The sequence below is a fragment of the Pseudomonas sp. P1.31 genome, from assembly GCF_001269815.1.
In the GTDB taxonomy this organism is placed as follows: domain Bacteria; phylum Pseudomonadota; class Gammaproteobacteria; order Pseudomonadales; family Pseudomonadaceae; genus Aquipseudomonas; species Aquipseudomonas rustica.
Genome location: NZ_LHVN01000019.1, coordinates 263,392 through 285,670, shown reverse-complemented (window position 1 = coordinate 285,670; position 22,279 = coordinate 263,392). Strand labels below are relative to the sequence as shown.

Below are 22,279 nucleotides of genomic sequence, written 5' to 3'. Positions count from 1 at the left end.
TCAGTGCGCGCTGGTGTTGGCCAGTGCGTTGTCGTAGCGGATTTGCCGTGCTTCGCCGCTGCGCCGGGTCAGGCCGAGGCGGTCGAAGTATTCGAGGAACTGAATACAGCGTTTGCGTCCCAAGCCTAGCGCATCGCGGAAGGTTGTCACCTGGATCTGCGGATTTTCCTTGGCCAGTTGCAGGAGGATCGCCGCCATCCTGCGCAGTTGGCTGTCGCTGAGGAACAGGTCGCGCACCACTTGATGCATCAACCCCAGCCGCGCCAGTTTGCGCAGCAGCAAACGCACCACGGCGTCATCCTCGCCAAGCATTTTCGCCACGTCGCGCAGCCACGGCGGATCGAAGCCGCCGTTTTCAAACAGCGGTTGCAGTCGCTGCCAGAGGATTTCGTCCTCGGCATTCAGACGCACCTGGTGATCCGGCAGATGCAGCCACGGGCCACTGGCGGTGATCGCGCCAGCGTCGCGCAATTCGTCGAGCAAACTGGCAAACGTCGAACGTTCCAGCGGCAGCGCGCTGAAGCGTCTCAGGCGATCACGATCCGGGCCCATCTGATCGGGTTCCAGTTCATGAAACTTCGCCAATTGCTCCAGCAGGGTGAATTTCAGTTGCCCCCAGCGCTGCACGTTGAATAGCACCGGGCCTTGGCGCGTCTCGATCAGGCGAACATTCCCAGGCAAAGACCAGCTTGCGCGCGGACGATTGAATTGGCGTTCCAGCCGTTGCGGGCCGAGGCCGCCGGCGCTGTGATCAAGCAACGCTGACAACACCTGCTCAAAACTTTCGCTGTCAGCCAACGCCTGCAACTGCGCCAAACGCTCGGGACTGCGGCGCTGTCGGGCCGGGGCAAACGGATCCAGCACACGCCCACCACCGAGGGTGCGCTGAGCGCTGGAGTCGCGCAGGATCAGCCGATCGCCCTTCACCGCATGCACCGGCGCGTTGATCAGCAGTTGCGCGAACATCCGCTCGCCAGCACTCAGGCGCGACCCTTCAAGCAGCGCCACCCGCGCGATCACGTCCTGCGTGCCGAGATGCACATGCACCGGATGAAAATGCTCGAAAGTCCGTTCGCCCGGCAGCAATTGAAATTCGATATCCACGCGCTGAGTCGGAGCATGCAACCACTCCGGCAGCAGCCATTGCCCGCGATGGATCTGCGCCAATTCCAGGCGTTCGCCGCTCAGATTCAGCGCCACCCGTTGCCCGGCGAAGGCTTGCTCAGCAGCCTGATTCTGCGCGTGCAACCCGCGCACCTTCACCGGTTTCCCGGACGGCCCAAGCGTGAGTTTGTCGCCGACAGAGACCTCGCCCGACAGCGCCGTACCCGTTACCACAATCCCCGCACCGGCGACGCTGAACGCCCGATCAATGGCCAATCGAAAACCACCCTCACGACTGCGTTCCAGCACTTCACGTTGCGTTTGCAGCAACAGTTCGCGCAGTTCATCAACGCCCTGCCCGGTCACGCTCGAGACAATCACAACCGGCGCCTCGGCAAACGGCCCGGCCTCCAGCAGATCGAGCACCTGACGCTGCACTTCTTCCACCCTGCCCGCCTCGACCCGGTCGCACTTGGTGATCGCCACCAGCGCACGCGGTATTCCGAGCAGTTCGACGATCGCCAGATGTTCACGGGTTTGCGGCATCACGCCGTCATCCGCCGCAACCACCAGCAACACCCGATCAATGCCTTGCGCCCCGGCGAGCATGTTATGGGTGAATTTTTCGTGCCCCGGCACATCGATAAATCCAGTCAGGCCCGCGCCCGGTTCGAGTTCGGCATACAGATAACCAAGGTCAATGGTCATCCCGCGTTCGCGCTCTTGTGGACGCCGATCACCGCTTTGTCCGGTCAGCGCTTGCAGCAGCGATGTCTTGCCGTGGTCGATATGCCCCGCTGTGCCGACAATCACGGGTCGACCTGCAACTGCGGCAGCTGCGCCAGCCACGCCGGCTCATCGTCGAGTTGGCGCAGATCTAGCCACAGCGCATCGTCGTCGATACGGCCGAGCACCGGGATCGGCAACGCGCGCAGTGCCGCTTCAAGATTCAACAGACAACGCCCGCGCAGTCGCTTGGAAACTTGCGGGCGAAGACACAGCGCCGCACTCGGCAAACGCGCCACCGGTTGGCTGCCGCTGCCGATCATGCCCAAGGCCTCAACCGCACGTACCTGCCAACCCTCGCCCATCAAGTCAGCCAGCGCCGGTTGCAAGCGCGAGGCCTGCGCAAAGATGTCCGCCTGCGGTCGAGTCAGCAGTCGCAAACTTGGCAGACGCTCGGCCAGTCGATCCGGATCGCGATACAAACCCAGCACCGCTTCCAACGCCACCAAAGTCAACTTGTCGACACGCAACGCGCGTTTCAGCGGGTTCTTTTTGATTTTCGCGATCAGCTCTTTTCGCCCGACGATCAATCCGGCCTGCGGCCCACCGAGCAATTTGTCGCCGCTGAAGGTGACGATGTCCGCGCCATCGAGCAGCGCCTGACGCACCGTCGGCTCGGCCGGCAAACCCCAGCGCGTCAGATCAAGCAAACTGCCGCTGCCCAGATCCTCCAGCAACGGCAAAGCATGCCGATGCGCCAACTCGGCCAGCTCAGCGGTGGGCACTCGCGCGGTAAAGCCTTCGATGGCGTAATTGCTCGCATGCACACGCATGATCAACCCGCTGCGTGGGCTGATCGCTGCTTCGTAGTCGCGCGCATGGGTGCGATTGGTCGTGCCGACTTCGTGCAGACGCACGCCGGCGCGGGCCATGATGTCGGGGATGCGGAAGGCGCCGCCGATCTCAATCAGCTCACCGCGCGAGATGATGCCTTCCTTGCGCGCGCCCAGGCTGTTGAGCGTCAGCAGCACCGCCGCAGCATTGTTATTAACCACGGTGACGGCTTCGGCACCGGTCAGTTCGCGGATCAGGCCTTCGATCAAATCATCGCGATCACCGCGCTTGCCGCTGGCCAGATCGAACTCGAGATTGAGCGGATAACGCGCGGCCATTTGCACGGCTTCAATGGCTTCGTCCGGTAACAGCGCGCGGCCCAGATTGGTGTGCAACACCGTACCAGTGAGGTTGAACACCCGGCGCACGTTACTGCGTTGTTGCTGCGCCAAGCGTTCGCCGACGCGACCGGCGAGCACTTCGGGGCTGATTTCAACCGCCGACAATTGCCCGCTCAACACGGCGGGACGCAGTTCATCGAGCAATTGACGCAAGCTTGCCAACAACGATTCACGCCCATGACGCGCAAGCAAAGGCACACACGCAGCGTGACGCAACAAACCATCAATGGAAGGTAACCGCAGGGACATCAGCCACTCCTGGAGACAGATCACTGCGCCAGAGTGTAGACGCTCAGATCATTCGTCTCCCGGAGCCAGCAACAGATTCGGCGCCAGACGCTGATAACCGTCCTGTGCCAGTCGCATGTCCAGCAACAAACTGGAGAGATCCGCCGACAGCGCCTCGGCGTCAGCATCGTTTTCCAAATAAACCAGTTTCAGATAACTGTTACAGCCCGGACAAACCTCAGCCCGCAACGGCGCCTGATTCGCCGCGTGGCGATCATCCTCAAGGCTGAAATAATCCAGGCCCTTGCTCGATTCGCAATACACGCACTTGACCCGCACCACATGCCATTCGCAGGCACACAGTGAACAGACCAGATAACGCAAACCGTTGTGCTTGCCGCGATGACGGATGACCCCCGCCATCGCCGGCGAACCACAAGCCGGGCACTGGCTGAGGCTATCGCCAGGTTTCAATTTGAGATCCGGCGCAGTGAGCAGCCAATGGCTCCACGCCGTTTGCAGCGCCGCGCCGAGAAACGGCACCAATTGCGCCGGCACCATCGAAAACTGGCCGCTGACCAGCGCCACCGCCCACGCGCGCAACTGGCCGGAACTGGCGCCGCGCAAGGTGTCGACCGCCTCGACAACAGCAGGCTGTTCACCCGGCTGATAACGTTGCAACAAAGCCTCGAGATAAGCCTGCCAACCCTCCTCGCGCACCAACGTATCCGCCGCGAACGGCGGCAAACCATGCTGCTGACACGCCTCGATCCGTTGCTGATCAAACGGCGCGGTCAGCGGCGGATCATCGAATACCTGCTGCTGCACCCGACACAACCCGGCAATCAGTCGCAGGTATTCCGCCAGTGCATGCCCTTCGGCCAGTTGCTCCAGGCGATCAGCCCGCAGCGCAAACAGGTTCGAAGGCGGCAGGTGCAGAAACGGCGGCGAACTGGCCGCCGCTTCGATTTCCCCAGGTTCAAGAATGGTTGGCAAAAGTCAGCCCTTTTTGGTGATCGGTCGCTCCGGCACGTCCGGTTGACGCTCGTCGCGGGTGATGTCGCGATACCACAGTTCATGGTGTTTCTTCGCCCAGGCGCGGCTGACCCAGCCGTGCATCATCGCGTCCACCGAACCCTTGATCCACAGCCCGGCGTAGATGTGAATGATGATGCTCAGCACCAGCACGAATCCGGCGAGCGCGTGCAGAAGCATCGCCCAGCGGATCACGGTGATGCCGAAAAACGCACTGAAATACGCGCGCCAGATCACCAGCCCGGTGAACAGCAACCCGAGCATGCACAGCAGTAAAGTCCAGAACAGCAGCTTTTGCCCGGCGTTGTATTTGCCCACCGGCGGTACGCTTTCTTCATCGTTGACCAGTACCCGATCAATGCGGCGCATCCACTTCCAGTCGTTGTCGATAAAGAAGTTCGCGCGCCAGAAACGGAACACCAGACCGAGGAACAGCACGAACATCGCCACACCCATAAACGGATGCAAAATCCGCGTCCATGGCCCGCCGCCAAACAGGTTGCTCAGCCAGAACAGCGACGGATGAAACAACGCCAGTCCGGACAGTCCGGCCATGAAAAACAGGATCGCCACCAGCCAGTGATTGGTGCGCTGGTTGGCGGTGTAACGCAGGATCGTCTTGTTGCTCATGGCCGCTCCTCCCCGCGTGGATCGAAGGTGTGCACCGCCGGATCGACGACGTGCACCGAGGTATCGGGTGGCGTTGGATGTTCATCTTCTTCGACGCGATTCGGCCCGATGCGCACGTAGTGGAAGAATCCGGCCAACACCGCCGCGCCCATAGCCAACAGGCCCAAGGGTTTGCTGATGCCTTTCCATAGGCCCACCAACGGACTGATCGCCGGATCCTGCGGCAGGTTGGCGTAGATCGTTGGCGTGTCGGCGTGATGCAACACGTACATGACGTGCGTGCCGCCAACGCCTGCCGGGTCATACAAACCGGCGTTTTCGAAGCCACGGCTTTTCAGGTCAACGATGCGTTCGGCAGCGTGTTCCTTCATGTCCTCCTTGGTACCGAAAACAATGGCGCCGGTCGGGCAGGTTTTTACGCAGGCCGGCTCCAGCCCGACTGCGACCCGATCCGAACACAAGGTGCACTTGTAAGCCTTGTGATCTTTCTGCGAAATGCGCGGAATGTTGAACGGGCAACCAGTGATGCAATAACCGCAGCCGATGCAGTGATCCTGATCGAAATCGACGATGCCGTTAGCGTGCTTGATGATCGCGCCGGGGCTCGGGCACGCCGCCAGACAACCGGGCTCGGCGCAGTGCATGCAGCCGTCCTTGCGGATCAGCCATTCGAGGTTGCCGGCGTCGGTTTCGTGTTCGGTGAAGCGCATCAACGTCCAGGTTTCCGCGCTCAGATCCTGCGGGTTGTCGTAGGTGCCGTGGTTGTGGCCGACCTCGTCGCGCAGCTCGTTCCACTCCGAGCAGGCGACCTGGCAGGCCTTGCAGCCGATGCATTTGGTGGTGTCAATCAGCTTCGCCACCGCCTCCTGATTCCGCACCGACGGCGGCACCGTTGTGGTGGCCGAGCGGGCAATGATGTCTTGGCTGGCCATTTAAAGATTCTCCATCAGAGCTTCTCCACGTTGACCAGGAATGACTTGGATTCCGGGGTCTGTGTGTTGCCATCGCCGAGGAACGGCACCAGGGTGTTGGTCAGGTAACCGTGACGCGTCAGGCCGGTGAAACCCCAGTGCAGCGGGATGCCGATCTGATGCACGACCTGGCCGTTGACCTGCAGCGGCCGGATCCTCTTCGTCACCACCGCCACCGCTTCGATAAAGCCGCGTTTGCAACTGACCCGCACGCGATCGCCGGCAGCAATGCCCTTCTCTTTCGCCAACACTTCGCCGATTTCCACGAACTGCTCGGGTTGGGCAATCGCGTTCAACTTGCAGTGCTTGCTCCAAAAGTGGAAATGCTCGGTCAACCGGTAACTGGTGCCGGCGTACGGGAAGTCCTTGGCCTCGCCGAGGGTTTCCCAGACCGAATCGAAGATCCGCGCCGCCGGGTTGCTGGTGGCTTTCTTGTTTTGCGGGTGCAGCGGGTTGATGCCGATCGGCGTTTCGAATGGCTCATAGTGCTCGGGGAATGGCCCTTCATTCATCTTGTCGACGGCGAAGAATCGCGCCACGCCTTCGGGGTTCATGATGAACGGGTTCATCCCGGCTTCTGGTGGCACGTCGGCCTTGTAGTCCGGCACGTCGGTGCCGCCCCAGGCTTTGCCGTTCCACCAGACCAGACGTTTTTTTGAATCCCACGGTTTACCCGAGACATCTGCCGAAGCGCGGTTGTAGAGAATCCGCCGATTCGCCGGCCACGCCCACGCCCAGCCCAAATGCTGGTGCATGCCATACGGATCGGCGTTGTCGCGCCGCGCCATCTGATTGCCGGCCTCGGTCCAGCTACCGGCGAAAATCCAGCAGCCGGATGCGGTGCTGCCGTCATCCTTGAGCAAGCCGAACCCCGACAACTGCGAGCCGGCCTTGACCGCCGCGCCCGTGGCATCGGTGAAGTCAGCCACGGCGCTGCCGTTGATTTCCTTGGCCAGTTCTTCCGGCGAAGGCTCGTCGGGGATCTTGTACGGCCACGTCAGTTTCAACAGCGGATCAGGGAATTTGCCACCCTCGGCCTGATAGCGCTTACGCAGGCGCAGGAACAGTTCGGCCATGATGCGAATGTCGGTCTGCGCTTCGCCCGGGCCATCAGCGCCTTTCCAGTGCCATTGCAACCAGCGGCTGCTGTTGACCAGCGAGCCGTCCTCTTCGGCAAAACACGTGGTCGGCAGGCGAATGACTTCGGTCTGGATCTCCGCGCTTTTCACATCGTTGTACGGCCCGACGTTGTGCCAGAACTCCGAGGTCTCGGTGGCCAGCGGATCCATCACCACCAGCCATTTCAGTTTCGCCAATGCGCCCATCACGCGGTTTTTGTCCGGCAGCGCGGCGATCGGATTGAAGCCCTGGCAGAAGTAGCCGTTGACCTTGCCCTGGCTCATCAGGTCGAACATTTTCAAGACGTCGTAGTTGGGGATGTCGAGTTTCGGCAAATGGTCGTAGCACCAATTGTTTTCGGCAGTGGCGTTGGCGCCGTACCACGACTTCATCAGGCTGACGTGGAATTTGCTGTAGTTCTGCCAGTAAGACAGTTGCCCCGGGCGCAGCGGAACTTGCGTGCGTTTATGGATGAACTGACCGTAGTCCTGCTCGCTGTCGCTGGCCAATGTCAGATAGCCCGGCAGTGCATTGGAGAGCAAGCCAAGGTCGGTCAGGCCCTGAATGTTGGAGTGCCCGCGCAAGGCGTTGACGCCGCCGCCGGGCATGCCGACGTTGCCCAGCAGCAGTTGCACCATCGCCGCGCTGCGGATGATCTGCGCGCCGATCGAGTGCTGCGTCCAGCCAAGGGCGTAGAGAATCGTCATGGTCTTGCCCGGAATCGAGCAGGTGGCGATTTCGTCCCAGATTTTCTGCATGGCGTCGACCGGCATGCCACAGATCTGGCTGGCGAGGTCGATGTTGTAGCGGCTGTAATGCACCTTCATCAATTGATAGACGCAGCGCGGGTGTTGCAGGGTCGGATCGACTTTGGCAAAGCCGTCATCACCCATCTCGTAACCCCAACCGGACTTGTCGGTGTAGCTGCGCTTGGCGACGTCGTAGCCGCTGAAGATGCCGTCTTCGAAGCCGTAGCCTTCTTTGACGATGAACGAGACGTCGGTGTAATTGCGCACGTACTCGTGCTGGATTTTGTCCTCGGTCAGCAGGTAATTGATCAGCCCGCCCATGAAGGCGATGTCGGTGCCGGTGCGGATCGGCGCGTAATAGTCGGCCACCGAAGCGGTTCGGGTAAAACGCGGATCAACCACAATCAGCCGCGCAGCGTTGTGCGCTTTGGCCTCGGTCACCCATTTGAAGCCGCACGGATGCGCTTCTGCTGCGTTGCCACCCATCACCAGGATCAGATTCGCGTTGGCGATATCAGTCCAGGTATTGGTCATGGCACCACGGCCGTACGTCGGGGCAAGACTTGCCACCGTCGGGCCGTGTCAGACACGCGCCTGGTTATCGAACCCCAGCATGCCGAGACTGCGAATCACCTTCTGGGTGATGTAACCGGCTTCGTTGGACGCCGCCGACGCCGCAAGAAAACCGGTGCTCAGCCAGCGATTCACCGTTTGCCCAGTGGCATTTTGTTCGATGAAGTTGGCGTCGCGGTCGGTCTTCATCAGGTCGACGATGCGATCGAGCGCTTCGTCCCAACTGATCCGCGTCCATTCACTGCTGCCCGGTTTGCGCGTTTGCGGGTAAAGCAAACGGCCGGGGCTGTGAATGAAGTCGAGCAGGCCTGCGCCTTTCGGGCAGAGAGTGCCGCGGTTGACCGGGTGGTCAGCGTCGCCCTCGATGTGAATGATGTTTTGCGCAACGTTCTTCGCAGCATCGCCCTGGCTGTACATGATCAAACCGCAGCCGACCGAGCAATACGGGCAGGTGTTGCGGGTTTCATGGGTGTGGGCAAGCTTGAAGTGGCGCACCTGCTCGGCGAAGGCCAGCGTCGGGGCCATGCCCAACGCGCCCAGGCTCGAGCCTGCAAGGCCGATACCGGCGACCTTGAAGAACTGACGACGGCTGAGATCCATCGTGCACTCCTGATCAGGTGGAACCCGGTACTTGTGCCGGGTTTTATCTGGACAAACACGGTTGCGGCAAACGTCTGCCGACCTTTTCACTGTAGACAAAGACCATACGTTCTGTGTGAAAACCGACCGTCGGAGGCTGCAGAGCCTTTGTAGGAACTGCCGAAGGCTGCGATCTTTTGACTTTGCTTGTAAAAAACAAGATCAAAAGATCGCAGCCTTCGGCAGCTCCTACAGGGGTTGAGGGTTTATCATGGCGCCCATGAACAACCCGCCTTCACGAGACCGCGCATGACATTCGATTTTGATCAGCTATTCGACCGCCACAACACCGGCAGCACCAAGTGGAGCCGCTACCCGGCCGACGTGTTGCCGATGTGGGTTGCTGACATGGATTTCGCCGCGCCGCCGGTAGTCATCGAGGCGCTGCAACAGCGCTTGCTGCACCCGCTGGTGGGTTACAGCGTTGCTCAGGACAGCCTGCGCGAAGCCATCGTCGCCGACCTCTGGGCCAAGTTCGCCTGGAAGGTCAAACCGCAAGAGCTGATCTTCCTGCCGGGCGTTGAATCCGGTTTCAACATGGCGTTGAAAGCGCTGGTGCAGCCGCAGCAGAACGTTGTGGTGCAAGTGCCGAACTACCCGCCGCTGCGCCATGCGCCGGGGCATTGGGGGTTGAACAAGGTCGAGCTGGAATTCAATGCTCAGGCGGACGGCTCCTATTTAACCCCGCTGGACGTGCTGCGTGACGCACTGACCGGTGGCGGCGCGCTGCTGCTGAGCAACCCGCACAACCCGTTGGGCAAAGTGTTCGGCCGCGAAGAGCTGCAAGCCGTGGCCGATATTTGCGTGGCGCAGGACGCGTGGATCATCTCCGATGAGATTCACGCCGAACTGTGCTTCGACGGCCGCGTACACATTCCGACCGCCTCGCTGAGCCCGGAAATTGCCCAGCGCACCATCACCCTGATGTCGGCGAGCAAGGCTTACAACATCGCCGGCCTGAAGACTTCGTTCATGATCATTCAAGACGCCGCCCTGCGCGAACGCGTCAACCACGCCCGCTGCGGCATGGTCGACAGCGTCAACCCGTTGGGCATGGAAGCGACCCGCGTGGCGTACAGCGAAGGCGCGCCGTGGCTGGCCGAGCTGAAAACCTATCTGCAGGCCAACCGTGATTATCTGGTAGATGCGGTGCGCAGCCGTTTGCCGGGCGTGACGATTAATGTGCCGCAAGGGACTTATCTGGCGTGGCTGGATTGCTCGGCGCTGGATCTGGCCAACCCGCAGCAGTTCTTCCTTGAGCAAGCCAAGGTTGGCCTCAGCGCCGGTCTGGACTTTGGCGATCAGCACCAACAGTTCGTGCGCCTGAACTTCGGCTGCCCACGCTCATTGCTGGAAGAAGGCATTGCGCGGATGGAGCGTGCTTTGGCTAACCGCTGACACCATTCCCCTGGAGGAGCTGCCGCAGGCTGCGATCTTTTGATCTGGTTTTTTAAGATCAAGATCAAAAGATCGCAGCCTGCGGCAGCTCCTACAGGGGGGGGGTATGGAAATCCGATCGAACTCACGGCAAACACCCCGGGTCAACCACCCATACCTGCCATGAGACCTCGGAGACCCGCGATGACCGACTATCCAAAACCTCCCTTTGCCAAACAAGCCCAAGCCGTCCCCGGTTCGCAAAGCAAAATGCAGCCTTATCCCGATTGTGGCGAACAAAGCTACGTCGGCTCTGGACGCCTGGCCGGCAAAATTGCCCTGATCACTGGCGCCGACAGCGGCATCGGTCGCGCCGTGGCGATTGCCTTTGCCCGTGAAGGCGCAGACGTTGCGGTCGCTTATCTGAACGAACACGAAGACGCCAAGGAAACCGCACGCTGGGTCGAACAGGCCGGGCGCCAGTGCCTCTTGCTGCCGGGCGATCTCGCGCAGAAATCCCACTGCCAGGCCTTGGTCGATAAAACCGTCGAACGCTTCGGCCGCATCGACGTGCTGGTCAACAACGCCGCGTTTCAGATGACCCACGAAACCTTCGAGGAAATCCCCGACGAAGAATGGGTGATGACCTTTGACGTGAATATCACGGCGATTTTCCGCCTGTGCCAGGCGGCGCTCAAACACATGCGCGCCGGCTCGTCGATCATCAATACCAGCTCGATCAACTCGGACATGCCCAAACCCAGCCTGCTCGCCTATGCCACCACCAAAGGCGCGATTGCCAATTTCACCGGCGGTCTGGCGCAGATGCTCGGGCCGCAGGAAATTCGCGTGAACTGCGTGGCGCCGGGGCCGATCTGGACGCCGCTGATTGTCTCGACCATGCCCGACGAAGAAGTGCAGAACTTTGGTGCGCAAACCCCGCTTGGCCGCCCAGGCCAACCGGTCGAAGTAGCGCCTATTTATGTGCTGCTGGCCTCGGATGAAGCCAGTTACATCACCGGTCAGCGCTACGGCGTCACCGGCGGCAAACCGATGCTCTGAAACCCTGTGGCCTTGCGTCACTGTAGGAGCTGCCGCAGGCTGCGATCTTTTGCTTGTGTTTTTCAAGATCAAAAGATCGCAGCCTGCGGCAGCTCCTACAGTGATATGGCAGCTACCAAAAGAATGCGGTGCGATTGCCGTCATATGGAACATTCGGAGGCGGCACAACATGAGTTTTATCGTGTGGGTCGCGGTGCTCGGCGCCGTGTTGTTGACCCTGGCACTGACCTCGTCGTACCTGCGATGGATGCCGGTCACGACGTCAGCGGTGTGTTTGCTGCTGGGGATCGGTATCGGCCCCAGTGGCTTGGGCCTGCTGAAACTGCCTCTGGAAGAAACCTCGCTGTGGATGGAGCACCTGACGGAAGTCGCGGTACTCTTTTCGCTGTTTGTCTGCGGGTTGAAATTGCGATTGCCGCTGCGTGACAAGCGTTGGCGAATCGCTTTTGGACTGGCTGGGCCGGTGATGGTGGTGACCATCATCGGGGTTTGTCTGCTGTTGCATTGGGCGCTGCAATTGCCGTGGGGGCCGTCGCTGCTGATTGGTGCGATCCTGGCGCCGACCGACCCGGTGCTGGCGGCGCTGGTGCAAGTCAACGATGCGCGGGACGTCGACAGCGTGCGCTACGGCCTGTCCGGTGAGGCGGGTTTGAATGACGGGATCGCGTTCCCGTTTGTGATTCTCGGACTGCTGTTGATCCATGGCGAAGGCACCTTCGCCGAGTGGCAGGGTTGGGTCTTGCGCAATGTGCTGTGGGCCGTGCCCGCGGGACTCTTGACCGGTTATTGGATGGGGCGCGGTATCGGACGCGTCACGTTGTCACTGCGCATCCGTAATGACGACAGCACCTTGAGCCCCAATGATTACCTCGCGCTAGCGCTGATCGCCCTCGCCTACGTGGTGGCGGAAGCCATCGGCGGCTACGGCTTTCTGTCGGTGTTCGCAGCGGGCTTGGGCCTGCGCCAGATCGAAGTGAAATCCACCGGTGCCGGTCAGCCGCCCGCCGAGCATCTGGTGCAACCGGTGGTGGGCCACCAGAACATCGAGCCGCAGTACGCGGTGCATGGCGATACCGAGCGGCTGGAAAGCAGCCAGGTGGCTGCCGGCATCATGATGGGCGACATGCTTTCGTTTGGCGGTCTGGTCGAACGGGCCATGGAAGTGTTTTTGGTGACTCTGCTCGGCGTCGTGTTGATCGCCCATTGGGACTGGCGGGCATTACTGGTCGGTGCCGTGTTGTTTTGTGTGATCCGTCCGGCCTGTGTGGCTTTGATGCCCTGGGGATCGTTGCTTGAAGGCAGGCAACGATTGTTGATCGGCTGGTTTGGCATCCGCGGGATCGGCAGTCTGTTTTATCTGTTTTATGCGCTGAACCATGGGCTGACGGATTCGGTGGCGACGCTGTGCACGGATCTCACGCTGTCGGTGGTTGCGCTGAGCATTCTGCTACACGGCATCAGCACGCAACCGATCCTGGCGCGCTACGAACAGCGAAAAAAACAAAAAAGCTGATTTTTCCTTACAGGTTTTCCATGAAGATCCATCGAATATTCTTTTGAAAAAAAATGGATCCCTGCCCGATTTTCGACAGTCACAAGCATAACCCCCCGCCGGATGAGTCCGACGGGGCCCGGCAGGTTCGGTTCCCCTGCGGCTTGAGGGCCTGAGAAAAGGAACCCCGAAGAATAAGGTTACGGTCATGAAAGAATGCTCGACTCCTGCGCAAATCAAGGCTTGCAGAGCACTGGCTCTGGAACGCAATCGTCAACTCTTCGAAAACGCCCACGCGCTGAATCGGGCGGCGAATGCGTTGCTGGAAGTGGAAAATATGGATTTCGAACAGTTTGAGCACTATCGAGCCTTGCGCAAGAAAGCCGATTTTATGTTTGAAGACGCGATTGATCATCTGTGCGTGCTGAACGAGGACTTCCCGCCGATTCCGATGTCTTCGCAGAATTCGGCGGGGTTGCGTCGGGAGCTTGAGACGGTGGCTTGAGGCTGTAGGTCAAAAGCCCCTCACCCTAGCCCTCTCCCGGAGGGAGAGGGGACTGACCCGGGGATGCTCTTGATTTTTTGTCGACCTGACACTGCTTTACTGAATCCATAATCGACTGGATCTTTCAGGTCGATGCATCTCGTAAGACTCCAAGGTCGGCCCCCTCTCCCTCTGGGAGAGGGCTGGGGTGAGGGGATCGATCTGAAGCACACCTCCTACCCCAAACGAGCAAGGAAGGAATGCCCGGCCATTTCAGTCGGGCTTTTTGCTATGCATCATCCCCCAGGATTAGTCACCTGAATAAACACCGCATAACTCCCCAACACTATCCAGAAAACCGCAAAAATCCACGGCGTACGCACCGAAAACAGCAGCGACTTTCGGTACCCCTTGTGAGTCGACTCCATCTCACTGAACAGCGGCGACTCGTCATACGCCAACCCCATCACCGGTTCACTGTGCAGCAAGTGACTCTGCTTGAAGTGCCAGTGATCAATAATGTCGTACGCCGCCCGAATCCCTGGCCAGGCGTTGAGCGAGCTAAGCAGCCCGAGCAATGCCAGAAACGGTGGCACCACCAAGGTGAACAACTTGCCCCACTCCGGGTTGAGATTGGCCATGCACGAAGCAAAAGCGATCACCAGAAACGATTGCGCCGCCAGATAAGCGTCAGTACGGTTGGCCAGAATGCTGGTTTCGTACTGTATTTCCCGACGGTAAAAATCCAGCCGCTCCTTGGGCGAGCCAAACATTTTTGCGTCGTGTTCGGTCAGGGTTTCTTCAGCAGTTGGATGAGTCAGTATGCGAGACAAGGACGCACGCTCCGGAGTGGAAAACAGTTAGAAGAACTCCACAGCGGACAAGTTCAGGCGGATCTCCCGACGGGTCATTTCATTGATTGGGCAATGACCTCCAGCAGATTGAGTTGCGTGAACGGTTTCGGCAAACGCGGCAGTTGTGCCGCAAAACCCTCCAGACGCTCGGCGTAACCGGTGGCGAGGATGATCGGCAGATCCGGTTTCAACAACCGTACGGCGTGGGCCAGTTGCGCGCCGCTCATGTGCGGCATGGCCATGTCGGTGATCATCAGATCGATCACTTCACCCTGATCGAACAGGTTCAACGCCTGAGCACCGGAGGTGACGCTCAGCACCCGGTGGCCAAGGTCTTCGAGCAGCAACACCGTGCTGGTCAGTACCAGACTGTCGTCGTCCACCACCAATACGCTCAAGCGTGGCACTGAACTGACGGGTTCAATGACCGGCAACGGACTGGCAATGTCCGCATGGGTCGCCACTGGCAACCAGAGTTCAGCCGTGGTGCCCTGCCCCGGTTCGCTTTTAAGAACGAAACGCCCGCCCAGTTGCTCAATAAAGCCATGCACCATCGACAAGCCCAGCCCGGTGCCTTTGCCCAGGCCTTTGGTGGTGAAGAACGGATCCTTGGCCGATGCCAGGGTGTTGGCATCCATGCCGGCGCCCGTGTCGGTGAGGCTCAGGCACACGTAGTGACCGGCCGCCAACGCATGCTGAGCTTGTTCCAGCACCACTTCGTGTTCAGCTTTGATAATGACGCTACCGCCGTCGGGCATGGCATCACGGGCATTGGTCGCCAGATTGAGGATCGCCAGTTCCAGCTGATTGGTGTCAGCCAATACGCGATCAAGTTCGAGGGGGAAGCGTGTCTCGATTTTGATGTTCGGCCCCAAGGAACTGCGCAGCAGCCCGGTGATGCCTTGCACCAGTTGCGGAATATCGACCGCCTCGGTCTTGAGTTCCTGACGACGAGCGAACGCCAGCATGCGCTGGGTCAGCGACACGCCGCGAAGTGCGCCTTGGGTGGCGTTTTCCAGCAACCGGGTGAGTTTCGGATCATCGCCAATGCGCTTCTGGACAAGCTCGAGGTTGCCGAGAATCACCGTCAGCAGGTTGTTGAAGTCATGAGCGATGCCGCCACTGAGTTGGCCGATAGCCTGCATCTTCTGCGCCTGGAACAAGGCTTCGCGGGTTTTTTCCAGATCTTGTTGGGCTTTATGGGCTTCGGTGACATCACGGGTGATCTTGGCAAAGCCGAGCAGCGTGCCGGTTTCACCGCGAATGGCATCGACCACCACGTGCGCGAGAAACCGCGTGCCGTCCTTGCGTACCCGCCAGCTACGGTTTTCGAAGCGACCTTCATGGGTGGCAATCGCCAACGCCCGTTGTGGTTCGCCGGCCGCACGGTCTTCTGGCGTATAAAAAACCGAAAAATGCTGACCGATGATTTCTTCAGGCAGATAGCCTTTGATCCGCTGTGCACCCTGGTTCCAGTTGCTGACCCGACCTTCGGGGCTGAGCATGTAGATTGCGTAATCGGTCACGCCCTGCACCAGCATGCGGAACTGCTGTTCGCTGCGTCTGAGGGTTTCCTCGGCCATCTTACGGTCGGTCAGGTCGCGGGTGATTTTGGCGAACCCCAGCAGCTGGCCATTGGGGTCGATGATCGGATCGATCACCACGTGCGACCAGAAATTGGTGCCATCCTTGCGTACCCGCCAACCTTCGCCCTCGAAGCGCCCTTCACGAATCGCCGTGTCGAGCGCCCGCTGCGGCAACCCGGCGGCGCGGTCGTCGGCGGTATAGAAGCGGGAAAAGTGCTCACCGAGAATCTCGGCTTCTTCGTAGCCCTTGAAACGTTTGGCGCCGGAGTTCCAGCTGGTGATGATGCCGTCCGGGTCGATCATGTAGATCGCGTAGTCGACCACTGCATCGATCAAAAGCCTGAAACGCATTTCTTCGATCGCAGCGGTCTTGGTGTTTTTGATCATCAGGTACGACTCAAGCACATTTGGTATTGGAGGAGTATGCGTCAAACCGGCGGTTTGGGAAGCGCATGTCGGTTAAACCTCGCAAGGATTTGGTCATTCAACGCTGCACGTACTTGAGAATGCGTGAATAGAGCGCGTCGTACACATAGTCAGGGATCTGCTCGGCGTATTGCCGGGTCTGCAGCAGCATCCGGTGGCACGCCTTTATAAATTCGTCGCGTTCCATATTGCCACTGATTGAAGCACTGCTGATGCGCTGGTACTCCGCATAGCTATAAGGCTCATTCGGCGTGGTCACGTTCAGTACGCCCTGCTCGTTCCTGCTGTAAAGGCTGCGTGCACGCAACACGCGATCTTGCAGAGCCCCCATTCCACGTTCGTATAAAAGGATTTGCGAGCCATCCGACAACTTTGCCGCTGCCTCAAGTGCAAACACTACTGCATGCGCCGTTGCCAGACTGGCTTTGAGTTCCGAGGGCCGGACAAATCGTTCGACTTCCTGCGTTTCCAGGCTTTTGAAGGCCCGTTTGAAGCCGGACAAAAATGCAAAAGGCTGATTGCACGCGACGATGTGCACCTCCAATTGATATCCCGCGTTGACGGCGATGGCAGGCAGCGCTGCAAAGTCGATCGAGTCGAAGGCGCATTCCATGATGATGTTGAGTTTCTCAGTGAAGGCTTTTTCGAAGATCTTGCCGCACAGCTCGCGAATGAACGTTTCGCTGTGCTCATAGGCGTGTAGTACGCCGTGCTTGAGCATCTCTTGATACTGCGGGTGTTTGCTGCGGTATTCCGGCAAATACAGGCGCACGTGGTTTTTGTAGTTGCCGGATGGCAACAAGGTTTTTTCCAGCAGCCAGGTCTTGCCCGAGCTTTGTACGCCGGCGGTGATCAATAGTTTGGGTCGGGTGTCAGGCGTGATTCCGGCGAACAACGTTCCAGTGATATCGCTGAGAGCGGCACTGAGTTGTTCCGGGGTATAGCGGTAGATGGCGTTAATGGTCATGGGTCGATGTCCTTATCGATAATGGGCTGAACCGCTTGAGCGGTCTTATCAATAAAGTCTGCTTTTGCGAAACCATCAAACACGGCTTCAATACGGGATATGTCATTGCTTTTAAAAGGAAAAATTTCCTACAGCGCTATCAGAAACGGCCTCCAAAACAATCAGCCAGGCGAATGCTGTAGTGCCCACCATTTCGGCAGTAGCTGCTTGATCCGGCTCTCGGCAAAGCGGTCATCGATCAACATCACCACACCGCGATCCTGGCGAGTGCGGATCACCCGGCCCGCCGCCTGCACCACCTTCTGCACACCCGGGAACAGATAGGTGTAGTCATAACCGGCGCCGAAAATCGCTGCCATGCGCAGTTTCAACTGTTCGTTGACCGGGTTGAGCTGCGCCAGCCCCAGCGTCGCGATGAACGCACCGATCAACCGCGCGCCCGGCAGGTCGATACCCTCGCCAAATGCTCCACCCAACACCGCGAATCCGACGCCTTGGCTGTCTGCTGTGAACTGATCAAGAAACGCCTGCCGCTGCCCTTCGGCCATGCCCCGCGATTGCTGCCACAGGGTGATCTGCGGGTGCCGTTCGGCGAGCAACGTTGCCACCTGTTGCAGATAATCGAAGCTGCTGAAAAACGCCAGATAGTTACCCGGACGCTCGCTGAACTGGCGCGCAATCAGTTCGACAATCGGCTCCAGTGATGCCTGCCGGTGATTGAAGCGGGTCGAGATGCGACTGATGATCTGCACCTGCAATTGCTCGGCGCTGAACGGTGATTCAACGTCGATCCACACCGTATCAGCCGGCGTGCCGAGCAGGTCGGCGTAATAACGCCGTGGGCTGAGGGTCGCGGAGAACAACACGCTGCTGCGCGCAGACTTCAGGCGCGGGCCAATGAACGCAGCAGGCACCACGTTACGCAAACACAGCTGTGACAGCGGTCGTTTGCGGTCGAGGTCGCGCTTGCTGATGTCGAACAGGTAATGCTCGTCGTACAGTTCGGCCACCCGGCCAAACTGCAGTAAATCGAAATAGAAGTTCTGCAACGCGCTGTCGAGCCCTTGCGGGTGATCGTTGAGGTAATCACCGATCGCCGCGCAACACAGAGAGATCGCTTGCAGCAATTTTTCCGGAGCTTTGTCGTAGGCCTGATACGCCGCCAGTTGCGGCGCATGCAGCGCGTTCCATTCACGGTTGACCCTTTGCAGCGATTTTTTCAGCGCTTCGGGGGCGGTTTTGCGCACGCTGCCCAAGACGAATTGATCGAGGCTGGCGCTGTACATCTGCCGGCCACGTTCGACCAGGTTGTGCGCCTCATCGGCCAATACCGCGACTTTCCATTGATTGAGCTGGGCGAGACCGAACAGCAGCGCGCTGAAGTCGAAGTAATAGTTGTAGTCGGCGACGACCACGTCCACCCAGCGGGCCATTTCCTGACTCAAGTAATACGGGCACACCGAATGTTGCGCGGCGACTTCACGCATGGCGGCTTGATCGAGCAGATTGATGCGGCTGGCGGCTTGACGGGCGGCGGGCAGACGATCATAAAACCCTTGCGCCAACGGGCAGGATTCGCCGTGACAGGCTTTGTCCGGGTGTACGCAAGCCTTGTCCCGGGCAACCATTTCCAGCACACGCAACGGCAATGTCGGCGATTGATCGAACAACACCTGACTGGCGTCCAGCGCCAGTTTGCGCCCGGGGGTTTTAGCGGTCAGGAAGAACACCTTGTCCAGTTGCTGCGGCGCCAGCGCCTTGAGCATCGGGAACAGTGTACCGAGGGTTTTGCCAATGCCAGTGGGTGCTTGGGCCATCAGGCAACGACCGGTGCTGATAGCCTTGAACACCGATTCGGCCAGATGCCGTTGACCGGGACGAAAATCCGCATGGGGAAAGCGCAACTGCTGCGCCGCCAGATTGCGCGCCTCGCGGTGCGCCATTTCCTGCTCAGCCCAGTACAGAAACAAGCGGCATTGCTGCTCAAAGAACTCGCGCAAGGTGTCGACGCTGAACGCCTCAACCAGACAGGTTTCCTTTTCGCTGACGATGTCGAAATACACCAGCGCCAGATTGATCTTCTGCAAATCCAGTTTGCGGCACATCAACCAGCCGTAGATTTTCGCCTGCGCCCAGTGCAACTGGCGGTGATTGGCCGGTTGTTTGCTCAGGTCGCCACGGTAAGTTTTGACTTCTTCGAGGCAGTTCTGCGCCGGGTCGTAGCCGTCCGCCCTGCCCTTCACCTTCAACTGCAGGAATTCGCCTTCCAGCGCCACTTCACTTTGGTAATTGTCGCTGCGCCGCGAGGCTACGGTGCGGTGGCCGGCGATGCCTTCCAGCGCGGTGGGTGACGGCGTGAAGCGCAAGTCGAGGTCGCCGGTCTTGGCGGTGAACTCGCACAGTGCCCGCACGGCAATGCTGTAGCTCAAGCGCTCTGCTCCGCCCATTGCACGTAACACACGGCAACCGGCATCTGGTGCTGGTGGCAGAACTCCAGCCAGCGCAACTGGTTGTCCTGCAAGCGGTCGCCGGGGCCTTTGACTTCGATCATTCGGTAGGTTTTGTGCTGCGGCCAGAACTGGATCAGGTCGGGCATGCCGGCGCGATTGGCCTTGATGTCGAGCAGCAAACGATTGAACCAGTGTTTGAGGTGCTCCGCGGGCAAGCAGGCCAGCGCCTGTTCCAGCAAGTCCTCGTTCAGCGCACCCCAGAACACAAACGGCGACTGCACGCCCCATTTATCCACGAACCGTTGACGAATGGTGTCGGCATAACGGCCATCATCAAGTTCGGCGAAGCAGGCCTGGAACAGTTCGGTGCGACGTTGCTGGAAATCTTCATTGAGCAGATCGACCGGGCCGCGCTGGAACGGGTGAAAAAACGCCCCGGGCAACGGCGCGAAAATCGCCGGCCAGCAGAGCAAGCCGAACAGCGAGTTGATCAGACTGTTCTCGACGTAATGCACCGGGCCCTCGTCGTCGTGCAGATGCGCCTGCACGTAAAACTCCACCGACAGCGCCGGATCGTTGCGTGGCAGGTGCAAATCCAGACGCTCCACGGGTTTTGCCGTTGCGCGCTTGAGCGGCGGGCCGCCGAGTTTGCGTCGCATCCTCGGCATGATGCGTTGCAGACCTTGCTGCTCAGCGGCGCTTTCCGGGGCTTGTTCGGCCAATAACGCCAACTCCAGCGCCAGCGCGTATTCGGCGCTGCGCTCCAGCACGCGGATCATCCGCAGCCGTGCACCGGGATAGTCGCAGTCACGGTAGATGCTCAGGGCCAGGGCAAACTCGGTGATGCGCTCGCAATACTGGCCGATCTGGAACAGCACTTTGCCGCGCCGTCGTTGCAGCCAAGGGTTGTCGAAGTGCAGCGCGCTGACCTGCTCAAAGATAGTTTCCAGCGGTTCACCGGCTTCGAAACGCAACTGGCAATTGTGCAGGAACAGGCAGGCGTCGACGTCCGCGCGGCTGCGCAGGCCTCGGGAATCGGCGCAGAATTCGACTTTTTCGTAAGTAAAGATGCCGAGATCAGCCAGGACGAATTCCGACCAATCCTGATAAAGGTTGCCGAAGAACATCAGGCGCAGGCGATCGCACAGATCCATGATGGTCAGGCTGAACAGGCGATCATTCAGAGACGGCGCCCAGTCGCAGAGGGTTCGCGGCGTATCGAACTGTTCTGCCAGCAAAGGCAGCCATTCATCCTTGCGGCCCTTGGGTCGATCAATACAGTCACCGAAAGCCTGCAGGATTTCAGCCTTGAGCAACACATCAAAGAGCTCTGCGATCGCCAACGGTGCCTGCTCGTCGAGCCAGCCGCGCGCCAATAACGGCTGTGCGGCTGTAGCGATGTCGCCGATTTCGGCGTAAGTCAGTTTTCCCGCACGAAAATGAATGCCCTTGCGCATCACCATCCGCACCAGCAGACCCTGCGACGCTCGCGGCAGCGCATTGAAGTCGCGGATAAAGGCGTGCTCCGCTTCGCTCATCACATCGGCATAGCGAAGCTCAAGCCAATCAAGCACTTGCCGGAAGTTGTTGAGGTAATAAAACGGATCGTCGAGGGGATTGGCAGTCACGGGAATTCAGGGCCATGGCGAGCGAGCACTGGTTATGCGTACAGATACCAGCTCAGCCCTACCCCGTGCAAACGGAAAAAGATCAATGGCATTTTTTATCCGTGAACATCGAACTTTTCACGGTGCGATGACACCAACCGCGTTAGAACACCGACAATGATCGGTACTACATCGCATGAGGAGTTTGAGGTGGCTATGAACATCAAGACGCTGGGCCTTCCATTGGCGGTTGCCGCCCTGTTGGCATTGGGCGGTTGCTCGACCCAGACCGTGGTCACGTTGCAGAACGGCACCCAGTATTTGACCAAGGACATGCCGAAGACCGAAACCAAGGATGGCTTCTACGAGTTCGAGGATATTTCCGGGGCGAAGGTGAAAGTGCGCGCCGATGAAGTGGCGACCGTGCGCAAGGAGGACTAGCTCTATCGTTCCCACGCTCGGCGTGGGAATGCCGCAACGGACGCTCCGCGTTCGGCTCTGGAAGGGACGCGGAGCGTCCCGGGATGCATTCCCACGCAGAGCGTGGGAACGGTCATTACTCGGGAGTTGCCATGCCGGGGATGCTGTTGTCGCAACTCATGTACGTCCCGCCGCGCTTGACCACTTCGCCCTGCAAACGCTGGCAACGCTGCAGATCCTGTTGCGCCATGCGGTCGATGCTCAGATTGCCGGTGGTTGGCGGCTGCTTGCCGTCACCCAGACGGATCGTCACGAACGGTTGTTCGGGCTGGATCTGAAAGCGGCTTTTCTCTTCGACCGGTTTGTCCTCGGCAGTCTTCACCGGGTTCGGCAGTTGGTCGGTGGTAATGCCGTAGCGGCTCAAAATCGAGCTTTGAGGCAGATCGGCGCAGACGTTGGCCGAACACAGCGCCAGCCCGACGAAACCGATATACCCCTTGAAACCTTTCACGTTTGAATCTCCTGTACTCAATGGCAGCTAGCTG

The 22,279-nt window shown here is 59.5% G+C and carries 17 protein-coding genes; 5 read left to right on the top strand and 12 right to left on the bottom strand.

Features of this window, described 5'->3' with window-relative positions; genetic code table 11:
• Genes selB through fdnG form a run of 6 tightly spaced genes read right to left on the bottom strand, consistent with a single transcriptional unit; the run spans position 1 to position 8,970 of the window.
• On the bottom strand, positions 1–1,917 hold the full coding sequence (gene selB / locus AD669_RS12170; RefSeq protein WP_053120005.1) for a selenocysteine-specific translation elongation factor: 1,917 nt from the start codon (positions 1,915–1,917) through the stop codon (positions 1–3).
• Positions 1,914–3,317, bottom strand: coding sequence for an L-seryl-tRNA(Sec) selenium transferase (gene selA, locus AD669_RS12165; RefSeq protein ID WP_172680110.1), 1,404 nt, complete (start codon positions 3,315–3,317; stop codon positions 1,914–1,916). Before selA ends, selB begins: the two co-directional genes overlap by 4 nt.
• A 45-nt stretch (positions 3,318–3,362) precedes the next feature.
• A complete protein-coding gene (gene fdhE / locus AD669_RS12160) occupies positions 3,363–4,289 on the bottom strand; it encodes a formate dehydrogenase accessory protein FdhE (protein WP_053120001.1) in 927 nt (308 codons plus the stop codon).
• Positions 4,290–4,292: 3 nt separating this feature from the next.
• Positions 4,293–4,958 carry a formate dehydrogenase subunit gamma gene (locus AD669_RS12155; RefSeq protein WP_053120000.1) on the bottom strand — a complete coding sequence of 222 codons (666 nt, stop codon included), beginning with the start codon at positions 4,956–4,958 and terminating at the stop codon, positions 4,293–4,295.
• Complete coding sequence (gene fdxH, locus AD669_RS12150) at positions 4,955–5,890, bottom strand: formate dehydrogenase subunit beta (protein ID WP_034154153.1); 936 nt, start codon at positions 5,888–5,890, stop codon at positions 4,955–4,957. The genes AD669_RS12155 and fdxH overlap by 4 nt, the downstream gene beginning before the upstream one ends.
• Before the next feature lie 14 nt (positions 5,891–5,904).
• A complete protein-coding gene (gene fdnG, locus AD669_RS12145; protein ID WP_156316141.1) occupies positions 5,905–8,970 on the bottom strand; it encodes a formate dehydrogenase-N subunit alpha in 3,066 nt (1,021 codons plus the stop codon).
• Between the two features lie 288 nt (positions 8,971–9,258).
• On the opposite strand from fdnG, the gene AD669_RS12135 reads away from it, so the two are divergent.
• The 4 genes from AD669_RS12135 (at position 9,259) to AD669_RS12120 (ending at position 13,445) form a co-directional block, all read left to right on the top strand.
• Positions 9,259–10,407: a MalY/PatB family protein gene (locus AD669_RS12135; RefSeq protein WP_053119996.1), complete on the top strand. Its 1,149-nt coding sequence runs from the start codon at positions 9,259–9,261 to the stop codon at positions 10,405–10,407.
• Positions 10,408–10,590: 183 nt separating this feature from the next.
• Positions 10,591–11,448 (top strand): glucose 1-dehydrogenase, encoded by an 858-nt coding sequence (locus AD669_RS12130; protein ID WP_053119994.1) that lies wholly within the window; start codon positions 10,591–10,593, stop codon positions 11,446–11,448.
• 169 nt (positions 11,449–11,617) lie between these two features.
• Positions 11,618–12,961, top strand: coding sequence for a sodium:proton antiporter (locus tag AD669_RS12125; RefSeq protein ID WP_053119992.1), 1,344 nt, complete (start codon positions 11,618–11,620; stop codon positions 12,959–12,961).
• 187 nt (positions 12,962–13,148) lie between these two features.
• Complete coding sequence (locus AD669_RS12120; protein ID WP_053119990.1) at positions 13,149–13,445, top strand: hypothetical protein; 297 nt, start codon at positions 13,149–13,151, stop codon at positions 13,443–13,445.
• 275 nt (positions 13,446–13,720) lie between these two features.
• Here the strand turns inward: AD669_RS12120 and AD669_RS12115 are convergent, their stop codons facing one another.
• The 5 genes from AD669_RS12115 to AD669_RS12095 all read right to left on the bottom strand — a co-directional run bounded on the left by AD669_RS12115 (position 13,721) and on the right by AD669_RS12095 (position 21,335).
• Positions 13,721–14,257, bottom strand: a complete 537-nt coding sequence (locus tag AD669_RS12115) for a hypothetical protein (protein WP_053119988.1) — start codon at positions 14,255–14,257, stop codon at positions 13,721–13,723.
• Positions 14,258–14,331: 74 nt separating this feature from the next.
• Entirely contained in the window at positions 14,332–16,251 is a 1,920-nt protein-coding gene (locus AD669_RS12110; RefSeq protein ID WP_053119985.1) for a PAS domain-containing sensor histidine kinase, read from the bottom strand.
• A gap of 97 nt (positions 16,252–16,348) precedes the next feature.
• The gene (locus AD669_RS12105) at positions 16,349–17,257 is read right to left on the bottom strand and encodes a zeta toxin family protein (RefSeq protein ID WP_053119983.1); all 909 of its coding nucleotides are present in this window, start codon (positions 17,255–17,257) and stop codon (positions 16,349–16,351) included.
• Positions 17,258–17,418: 161 nt separating this feature from the next.
• Complete coding sequence (locus AD669_RS12100) at positions 17,419–19,686, bottom strand: ATP-dependent DNA helicase (protein WP_053119981.1); 2,268 nt, start codon at positions 19,684–19,686, stop codon at positions 17,419–17,421.
• Positions 19,683–21,335, bottom strand: a complete 1,653-nt coding sequence (locus AD669_RS12095; RefSeq protein ID WP_053119979.1) for a VRR-NUC domain-containing protein — start codon at positions 21,333–21,335, stop codon at positions 19,683–19,685. The genes AD669_RS12100 and AD669_RS12095 overlap by 4 nt, the downstream gene beginning before the upstream one ends.
• 195 nt (positions 21,336–21,530) lie before the next feature.
• Here AD669_RS12095 and AD669_RS12090 point away from each other — a divergent pair, with 195 nt between their 5' ends.
• A complete protein-coding gene (locus tag AD669_RS12090) occupies positions 21,531–21,755 on the top strand; it encodes a YgdI/YgdR family lipoprotein (RefSeq protein ID WP_053119977.1) in 225 nt (74 codons plus the stop codon).
• Between the two features lie 115 nt (positions 21,756–21,870).
• Here the strand turns inward: AD669_RS12090 and AD669_RS12085 are convergent, their stop codons facing one another.
• A complete protein-coding gene (locus AD669_RS12085; protein ID WP_053119975.1) occupies positions 21,871–22,245 on the bottom strand; it encodes a hypothetical protein in 375 nt (124 codons plus the stop codon).
• Positions 22,246–22,279: the final 34 nt, after the last annotated feature.